General features: G+C 68.5%; 7 protein-coding genes and 3 pseudogenes. All 10 read left to right on the forward strand.

From position 1 onward, the window contains the following. Positions 1 to 882 (forward strand): replication restart helicase PriA (gene priA, locus CAP13_RS09425; protein WP_085831326.1); only part of this gene is annotated, 882 nt, incomplete at its 5' end. Between the two features lie 17 nt (positions 883 to 899). After that, a pseudogene (def, locus tag CAP13_RS09430) lies at positions 900 to 1418 on the forward strand (peptide deformylase); the annotation flags it as partial. Next, a pseudogene (gene priA, locus CAP13_RS09435) lies at positions 1415 to 2113 on the forward strand (replication restart helicase PriA); the annotation flags it as partial. The pseudogenes def and priA (CAP13_RS09435), both read left to right, overlap by 4 nt. Before the next feature lie 16 nt (positions 2114 to 2129). Next, on the forward strand, positions 2130 to 3251 hold the full coding sequence (locus tag CAP13_RS09440; protein ID WP_085831329.1) for an alpha-amylase family glycosyl hydrolase: 1122 nt from the start codon (positions 2130 to 2132) through the stop codon (positions 3249 to 3251). Beyond that, positions 3202 to 3882: a methyltransferase domain-containing protein gene (locus CAP13_RS09445; RefSeq protein WP_245798992.1), complete on the forward strand. Its 681-nt coding sequence runs from the start codon at positions 3202 to 3204 to the stop codon at positions 3880 to 3882. Before CAP13_RS09440 ends, CAP13_RS09445 begins: the two co-directional genes overlap by 50 nt. Before the next feature lie 759 nt (positions 3883 to 4641). Continuing rightward, positions 4642 to 5874, forward strand: a pseudogene (locus CAP13_RS10425) (alpha-amylase family glycosyl hydrolase); the annotation flags it as partial. A 1-nt stretch (position 5875) separates the two neighbouring features. Next, a complete protein-coding gene (locus CAP13_RS10430; protein WP_342743227.1) occupies positions 5876 to 6532 on the forward strand; it encodes a 4-alpha-glucanotransferase in 657 nt (218 codons plus the stop codon). A 124-nt stretch (positions 6533 to 6656) separates the two neighbouring features. Continuing rightward, positions 6657 to 6917 carry an FmdB family zinc ribbon protein gene (locus CAP13_RS09455; protein ID WP_085830543.1) on the forward strand — a complete coding sequence of 87 codons (261 nt, stop codon included), beginning with the start codon at positions 6657 to 6659 and terminating at the stop codon, positions 6915 to 6917. Between the two features lie 714 nt (positions 6918 to 7631). Next, a complete protein-coding gene (locus tag CAP13_RS09460) occupies positions 7632 to 8267 on the forward strand; it encodes a 4-alpha-glucanotransferase (RefSeq protein WP_425429853.1) in 636 nt (211 codons plus the stop codon). Between the two features lie 122 nt (positions 8268 to 8389). After that, positions 8390 to 8843, forward strand: a 454-nt coding sequence (locus tag CAP13_RS09465) for an OPT/YSL family transporter (protein ID WP_179185041.1), incomplete at its 3' end; no start/stop codon positions are given.

Below are 8843 nucleotides of genomic sequence, written 5' to 3' on the forward strand. Positions count from 1 at the left end.
GAGCTCGCCTGCCACACCTGCGGGGCCACCTACCGCGTGCGGCCCTACCCGGCACCGGGCTCCGCTTGCCCCAAATGCGGGAGCCGCTACCTCGCGAAGATGGGCCTCGGCACCCAGCAGGTCGAGGACGCCCTGATCGAGCTCTTGCCCGACGACGTCCGCGTCATCCGCATGGACGCCGACAGCACGCGCGGCAAGGACGCCCACCAGCATCTCCTCGAGGAGTTCGACGCCGCGCCGAAGGCGGTCCTCCTCGGCACGCAGATGATCGCCAAGGGCCTCGACTTCCCCGAGGTCACGCTCGCGGCCGTCGTCAACGCGGACTACGCCCTCAAGATGCCCGACTTCCGCGCCCAGGAGCGCGCCTTCAACCTGCTCGAGCAGCTGGCTGGACGGGCGGGCCGCGGCGAGCGGGCGGGGGAGGTCATCATCCAGACCTACCTGCCCGACGACCCCGTCATCCGTGCGGTGACCACCCACCGTCGCTCCATCTTCACCGAGCACGACCTCGCCCAGCGGCGGGAGGCGCTCTACCCGCCCTTCGTGCGCTTGACGAACGTCACGGTCTGGGGGCCCCGCGAGGCGGAGACGCGTGCCCACATCGAGGCGCTCGCCGCGCGCCTGCGCGAGCTCCTGCCCGGGCAGGCCGCCTGGGGTGTCGCCGAGGCCCCCGCAGAGCCGGGGATCCTCGCGGCTCCACAGATCCTCGGTCCCACGACCTGCGTGATCGAGCGTGCCAAGGACCGCCACCGCTTCCATTTCCTTGTGAAGTCGCCGATTGGGTATCATGTCTCGGATGCGCTCGCCCGCGCCCTCAGCCGGGTGGGTGCCAAACCGGGAATCAATGTCAGCGTCGATGTCGACGCCTATGATCTGATGTAGAAAGGAGCGCGACTGAGATGGAAGTCGACGGTATCGTGCTTTCACCCGACCCGCGCCTGCGCCAGGAATGCGCTGAGATCGACGAGATCACCCCTGAGATCGCCGAGCTCGCCGAGCGTATGAAGAAGACGATGTTCGAGGACGGCGGCTGCGGTCTCGCGGCGCCCCAGGTGGGCGAGCTCGTGCAGCTGGTCGTCGTGGACACCACCTACACCGGTGCGGACGATTACGACCCCTACGTGCTCATCAACCCCGTGATCGTGGAGAGCTCCGATACGCTCGTTCCCTTCAGCGAGGGCTGCCTGTCCATTCCGGGCATCAACTGCGAGATCCGCCGTCCCGACCGCGTGGTGGTGGAGGCGTACAACCTCGAGGGAGACCTCATGCGCTACGAGGCCGCCGGGGACCTACTCTGCGTCTGCCTGCAGCATGAGATCGACCACCTGCACGGCATCACCATGTTCGAGCGCCTGGAGCCGGCCGCCCGCATCGCCGCGGTCCGCGCCTACCAGGAGGCGCTCGCACGCGGCGCCCGGCNCTCATGTGCCGCGAATGCGGCTGCGTGCCCACGTGCCGGCACTGCTCCACGGCGCTCACCTACCATGAGCGCACCCATGAGCTCGCCTGCCACACCTGCGGGGCCACCTACCGCGTGCGGCCCTACCCGGCACCGGGCTCCGCTTGCCCCAAATGCGGGAGCCGCTACCTCGCGAAGATGGGCCTCGGCACCCAGCAGGTCGAGGACGCCCTGATCGAGCTCTTGCCCGACGACGTCCGCGTCATCCGCATGGACGCCGACAGCACGCGCGGCAAGGACGCCCACCAGCATCTCCTCGAGGAGTTCGACGCCGCGCCGAAGGCGGTCCTCCTCGGCACGCAGATGATCGCCAAGGGCCTCGACTTCCCCGAGGTCACGCTCGCGGCCGTCGTCAACGCGGACTACGCCCTCAAGATGCCCGACTTCCGCGCCCAGGAGCGCGCCTTCAACCTGCTCGAGCAGCTGGCTGGACGGGCGGGCCGCGGCGAGCGGGCGGGGGAGGTCATCATCCAGACCTACCTGCCCGACGACCCCGTCATCCGTGCGGTGACCACCCACCGTCGCTCCATCTTCACCGAGCACGACCTCGCCCAGCGGCGGGAGGCGCTCTACCCGCCCTTCGTGCGCTTGACGAACGTCACGGTCTGGGGGCCCCGCGAGGCGGAGACGCGTGCCCACATCGAGGCGCTCGCCGCGCGNAGCGACCGTTATGAGACTCATTCACAATAGCCGTACCCCGCGCGACCGCGCCCCCTTCGGCGCCGTGCCCGCAGGGACCACCGTTTCCCTGTCCGTCCGTCTCGAGGGGGCCGATCCGGCCACCGCCGAGGTCACGCTCCGCACCTGGGTCGACGGGGAGGGGGAGGGACTCATCCCCTGCGCACCCGATCCAGCGGATCCAAGCCGTTTCACCGCGGAGCTCCGCACCTCCGAGCCCTGCATCCTCTGGTACCGCTTCATCGCCCAGGTGGGTGCCACGACCCTCACCCTGGGCGCCCCGGCCGGGCACGTGGGCGGGGAGGGCGTCTCGGGCACGGATCCCGAGTCGCCCTCCTTCCAGATCACGGTCTACCGCCCGCGTCCCACGCGACCGAGTTGGTATGAGCGGGGTATCGTCTACCAGATCTTCCCCGACCGCTACCGGCGCGATCAGGCGTGGCGAGCTCGCACGGAGGCGGCCCTCGCCGCGCCCCGGGCGGGCATCGGTCGGCGGCTCGTCGAGGATTGGAACGAGCCCCCTTCCTATGAGCGCAACCCTGATGGCTCAATCAAGACCTGGGACTTCTACGGCGGCTCGCTCAAGGGCATCGAGGGAGATCTCGACCGCCTCGCCGACCTGGGCGTCACGGCCATCTACCTGAACCCCATCTTCGAGGCGGCGAGCAACCACCGTTACGACACGGGCGATTACCTGCGCATCGACCCGATCCTCGGCACCGAGGACGATTTCCGCGACCTCTGCCGCGCCGCCGAGGCACGGGGCATCGCCATCATCCTCGACGGGGTGTTCAACCACACCGGCGACGACTCGCTCTACTTCAACCGCTACGGCAACTACCCCGGCCTCGGCGCCTGGCAGTCCCCGGGCTCGCCCTGGCGAGACGCCTTCTGCTTCCATGAGGACGGCGGCTACGACAGCTGGTGGGGCATCGCGAACATGCCGGCGTTGAACGACGCGTCGCCCCGGGTGCGCGAGCTCGTCTGCGGAGCGGACGGGGTCGTTCGCCATTGGCTGCGCGCGGGCNCCGGCGCCCGAGGACCTCCCCGAAGGATGCGCGATCGTGGACGATGCGGCCTCCCTCATCCGCTCGGGCGCGCTCTCGCGGGGTGACGCCGCCGTCTCGGACGTGAACGCCCAACGGGTCGCCCTCGATGCGGTGCGCCCCGGCTCCCTGTTGGAGGTCGGTGCCGGACGGGGGACGAAGACCTTCGTGATGGCTGCCGCCGCGGCCCGGCGGGAGCTCTCCCGCGATCATGTGGCGCTCGATCTCTCGGAGGAGAAATGCCAGCTCAACCGCAGCCGCTTGGAGCGGGCGGGGCTCGACGCCGGCATCCGGGTCATTGCCGGGGATGCGACCGATCTCGACCGTGCCCTGGCGCCACTCGACGGCGAGGCGGGTGAGAAGCGGCAGTTCGACACCGTGCTTCTCGACGCTCCCTGCTCAGGGACGGGCACCATGCGCCGGCATCCCGAGATCCCCTGGCGTCTGACCGAGAACACTGTCCTTCATGACCTGCCCCGTTTGCAACGACGTCTGCTCGCCGAGGCCGCCTCGCGCGTCGCATCGGGAGGACGGCTCGTCTACGCCACCTGCTCGGTGCTCGCGCCTGAGAACGACGGGGTCGTGGACGCGTTCCTTGCGAGTGCGGAGGGATCCCCATTCAAGCCGGTCTCCCACAGCCAAACGGTGCCGGCGCCGGGGGATTTCGACGGGCACTATCACGTGGTGCTGGAGCGCTAGCACGAACTGGGACCGCGTGGGCGCGGCGCGCGACGCAAGGAGATAGGCGATGGCGCTGAAAATCGTCGCCGCTGCTGTGCGGAGGCGCAGGGTGAAGTGCTTCCGCTGTTGCGCGGCGACATCCCGGGCGCGCTCTTGGTTGCGCGGCGATACTCTGGAGAACTCTCTGTTGCGCGGAGGTGAGCGTCGGCGCGTGTTCATACCCGCGTGGTGACGTACGGTTCCACGTGCCCTCCGGCATGTGCAGAATGTCCTCTCCATGAACGGTTTCGCACGGGGGAAACGGGATGTCCCCTCGGTGAACGGTTTCGAGCGCAGAAAAGCGAGATATCCTCCGCATGAACGGTTTTTCACGCGCTCCCGTCCGGCAACGGCGCCCGTCGTTGCGCCCCCGCATCTCTGACCTGCCAATTCATGAATAGGATCTAAGACGTTTGCAGGATGTCCCCTCGATGCCCGTGCATCCAAGGGACATCCTGTATAACAACCCCCTTTTCCATGTATCCAGAGGACATAATTCGCGGCCGCGCCTTTCCTTCGCTCAACGAACGAGCACCACGCACGGCCGCCCCCCGCAGCCATCGGCTCGTCCCCCGGCGCCCGGGCCTTGCCGCGACCGGCCCCGCCCGTCGTGTTGCAGGAACGTCAGGTCCGCATCAGCCCTGCGCTGCAAGGGCTTACCCGTTGCTCACCTACGGACACCTCCGTTTCGATACCGTATAATGCGGATTGTTTGCCCCGCCACCGAAAGCGACCGTTATGAGACTCATTCACAATAGCCGTACCCCGCGCGACCGCGCCCCCTTCGGCGCCGTGCCCGCAGGGACCACCGTTTCCCTGTCCGTCCGTCTCGAGGGGGCCGATCCGGCCACCGCCGAGGTCACGCTCCGCACCTGGGTCGACGGGGAGGGGGAGGGACTCATCCCCTGCGCACCCGATCCAGCGGATCCAAGCCGTTTCACCGCGGAGCTCCGCACCTCCGAGCCCTGCATCCTCTGGTACCGCTTCATCGCCCAGGTGGGTGCCACGACCCTCACCCTGGGCGCCCCGGCCGGGCACGTGGGCGGGGAGGGCGTCTCGGGCACGGATCCCGAGTCGCCCTCCTTCCAGATCACGGTCTACCGCCCGCGTCCCACGCGACCGAGTTGGTATGAGCGGGGTATCGTCTACCAGATCTTCCCCGACCGCTACCGGCGCGATCAGGCGTGGCGAGCTCGCACGGAGGCGGCCCTCGCCGCGCCCCGGGCGGGCATCGGTCGGCGGCTCGTCGAGGATTGGAACGAGCCCCCTTCCTATGAGCGCAACCCTGATGGCTCAATCAAGACCTGGGACTTCTACGGCGGCTCGCTCAAGGGCATCGAGGGAGATCTCGACCGCCTCGCCGACCTGGGCGTCACGGCCATCTACCTGAACCCCATCTTCGAGGCGGCGAGCAACCACCGTTACGACACGGGCGATTACCTGCGCATCGACCCGATCCTCGGCACCGAGGACGATTTCCGCGACCTCTGCCGCGCCGCCGAGGCACGGGGCATCGCCATCATCCTCGACGGGGTGTTCAACCACACCGGCGACGACTCGCTCTACTTCAACCGCTACGGCAACTACCCCGGCCTCGGCGCCTGGCAGTCCCCGGGCTCGCCCTGGCGAGACGCCTTCTGCTTCCATGAGGACGGCGGCTACGACAGCTGGTGGGGCATCGCGAACATGCCGGCGTTGAACGACGCGTCGCCCCGGGTGCGCGAGCTCGTCTGCGGAGCGGACGGGGTCGTTCGCCATTGGCTGCGCGCGGGCGCCCGCGGCTGGCGTCTCGACGTCGCCGACGAGCTCAGCGATGAGATGCTCGCCGAGATCAAGGCCGCAGCGCTGGCGGAGCGTCCGGATGCGCTCGTGCTCGGCGAGGTGTGGGAGGACGCCTCCAACAAGGTGAGCTACGGCCGCCTCCGCCGCTACCTCCTCGGCGACGAGCTGGATTCGGCGATGAACTANCCGCATGCGCGCCGACGGCTACCGGTGGTGGGTCGAGCGCCTGCGCCGCGCCTGCGACCTCTACGACGTCGTCCGCCTCGATCACTTCCTTGGTTTCCACAACTACTTCAGCATCCCCGCAGGGGAGCCTTGCGCCGCGGGCCGTTGGCTCGCCGGTCCGGGGGCGGACCTGTTCCGTGCGGCCGCGGCTGAGCTCGGACCCCTGCCCTTCATCGCCGAGGACCTGGGCATCTTGACGCTCGGCGTGCGCGCCCTGCTCACGCAGTGCGGGTTCCCGGGGATGGACGTGCTGCAGTTCCAGAACGGCGACGTGCGCGCGGGCATCGAGCCGCATCCGTCGAAGATCCTCTACACCTCAACACATGACACCGCGACTCTGGTGGAGTGGTGCGCCGCCGCCTTCGCGCCGGAAGGGGACGAGGAGGCCGCCCACGAGATCGCCGACAGTCTCATCGTGAGCGCGCTCGCGACCGACGCATCCCTCGTGATGCTGCCGCTTCAGGACATCCTGCGCCTGGGCGGCGAGGGCCGTATGAACACACCGGGCGTCGCCGAGGGCAACTGGCGCTGGCAGGCGACCGAGGAGCAGGTGGCTCAGGGCGAGGGACGTTTTGCCGCGCTCGTGCGCGCTGCGGGGCGCTTCCACGGGCCGGACCGGTGAGGGGTCCGCACCGAATGGACACAGGTTTTCGCCCAAGTGGACGGGGAGGCCCGAAGCCGGGTACAGTAGTGCACACGTTTGAATGGGTCATACGCCCGTGCGGTGCGGAGAGGGTTTGAGTTCTATGGCACACTACGATTATCGTTGCACGTCCTGCTCGCATGTGTTCGAGGTCGAGCACGGCATGACCGAGCATCCGGACGTCACCTGCCCGGTTTGCGGCGCCCCGGCCGACAAGGTCTTTAACGCGAGCGGCATCGAGTTCAAGGGCAGTGGCTTCTACAACACCGACCAGCGCGGAGGCTCGTCGTCGGCAACGAAGGCGAGCGCGCCCGCCGGCGGCTCGGGTCACACCTGCGAGAACTGCCCGCATAAGGGGGAGTGAGGCCTGGAAGCCATGGGGGCCTGCGTCCCCAGGTGGTAGGCACTCAAGCGCCCAGCGCCTTTCTGCGGCGCGATGTTCGAATGCTCCATGAAAAGGTGTTTTGCCCCCATCCTGTGCATGCAGCCGAGCCCAGACACCTCGTGTGTCGGCCAACAAGGGATTGAAAACCTACTTTCGACCGCGCATGCTGGCAGAATGCCTGTGAAAACGCTTCAAGAAGACGTTCTACTCCTGTCCTGTGCCATCGCACCACGGTGCTCGATGCGCTTCGGGATCGGAGCGCATCGACCGGGCCGATGGGGGCATGGCCAGCAGGCACCAGGCCTTCAGACCACCAAATACCAGCGAGGACCCGGTTGTGCGCCGGGCCCTCGCTGCGTTTCACCGTGTGCCTACTCCTGTGTTCTCGACCGCTTCGCTGACGGCTTCCGCACCGTTTTCGGTTTCGCCTTCGAAGACGCCTTTCCATCGGCACCGGACGCGGCAGGCTCAGGGTCCGCCGTTGTCGCGTTCTGAGGGCTTGGTTTCTTCCGGGTGGCTGCGGGCGTGCGCTTTGTCGTTCGCGCGTGATCCTTCCCCGTGGTGGCGCCGGACGAGGTGGCAGCGGGTTTGCCGGCCGGCTTCGTTGACGACTTCTTGGCGGTCGGGGCGGCCTTCCGCGTCGCGGCTCCGGTTGCCTTCGCAGAGGATGGGGACGTGCCGTCCGTCGCCGGCGTGGCCTCGGCTTTCGTCGACGCCTTGCGCGCGCGGGGCGCGGGCGTATNCCGTCGCGAGCTCGCGGCCGGGGCCCTGGAAGACGCCGAGACGGCCCGCGCCTTCGCGGCGTTCCGGGCGCGGAGCGATTTCTGGCTCGATGCCCACTGCGCCTATACGGCCGTCAAGCACGTCGAGGGGGGAGCGCCCTGGCAGACGTGGCCCTCGGAGCTTCGTCGCTACCGCCCCGACCTCCTCGAAGACCCCCGCTTCGCTGAGGGGGCCCGCTTCGAGGCCTATCGCCAATTCAAGTTCGACACGGCCTGGCGCGAGCTCCTCGCCTATGCACATGACCGGGGGATCCAGGTCATCGGCGACATCCCGATGTACGTCTCCGCGGACTCGGTCGACGCCTGGAGCGCGCCTGAGCTCTTCTGGCTCGACGGGGACGGCCATGTGCTTGAGGGCGCCGGCGCCCCGCCGGACGACATGGCGGCCGAGGGGCAGCTCTGGGGCAACCCCACGTATCGCTGGGACCGCATGCGCGCCGACGGCTACCGGTGGTGGGTCGAGCGCCTGCGCCGCGCCTGCGACCTCTACGACGTCGTCCGCNTATTGCCCACATCGACCGCGAGCACATCACCCGGTGCGTCCTGATTTCCCGCCATCGCATCCTCCGTTTCACGGCTGTATCCGCATTCCTGTGCCCTATACTACCGTGTCGTCCGTGACGTAACCCGACTCCCCGGACGGGGGAGCGGATATACGAAGGAGAACATATGAGCTCTTCGAGCGCACGCGCGCCCCGCGCAGCGCAGCTCGGCCCCGCGGGTATCGCGATCGGGGTCGTCGGCTGCGTCATCATCACCGCCTCGTCGGTCTACACGGCACTCAAGATGGGGTCCCTGCCGTGGCCCACGATCTTCACCTCCATCACCGCCCTCGTGCTGCTGCGCGCCGTCGGCCGCCGCAGCCTCAACGAGGCGAATATCACCCAGGTCATCATGTCGGCCGGCTCCATGGTCGCCGGCGGCCTCGCGTTCACCGTCCCCGGCATCTGGATGCTCGGCTTCGCCGACTCGGTGAGCATCGTCGAGCTCCTCGCCGTCGCCCTCGCGGGCACGCTGCTCGGCCTCGTGTGCACCGCGCTCATCCGCCGCCGGTTCGTGGATGAGTCGGATCTCGAGTACCCGATCGGCACCGCCGCGGCTGAGACCCTGCAGGCGAGCGACG

Source organism: Collinsella vaginalis (assembly GCF_900176655.1).
Classification (GTDB): Bacteria; Actinomycetota; Coriobacteriia; order Coriobacteriales; family Coriobacteriaceae; genus Collinsella; species Collinsella vaginalis.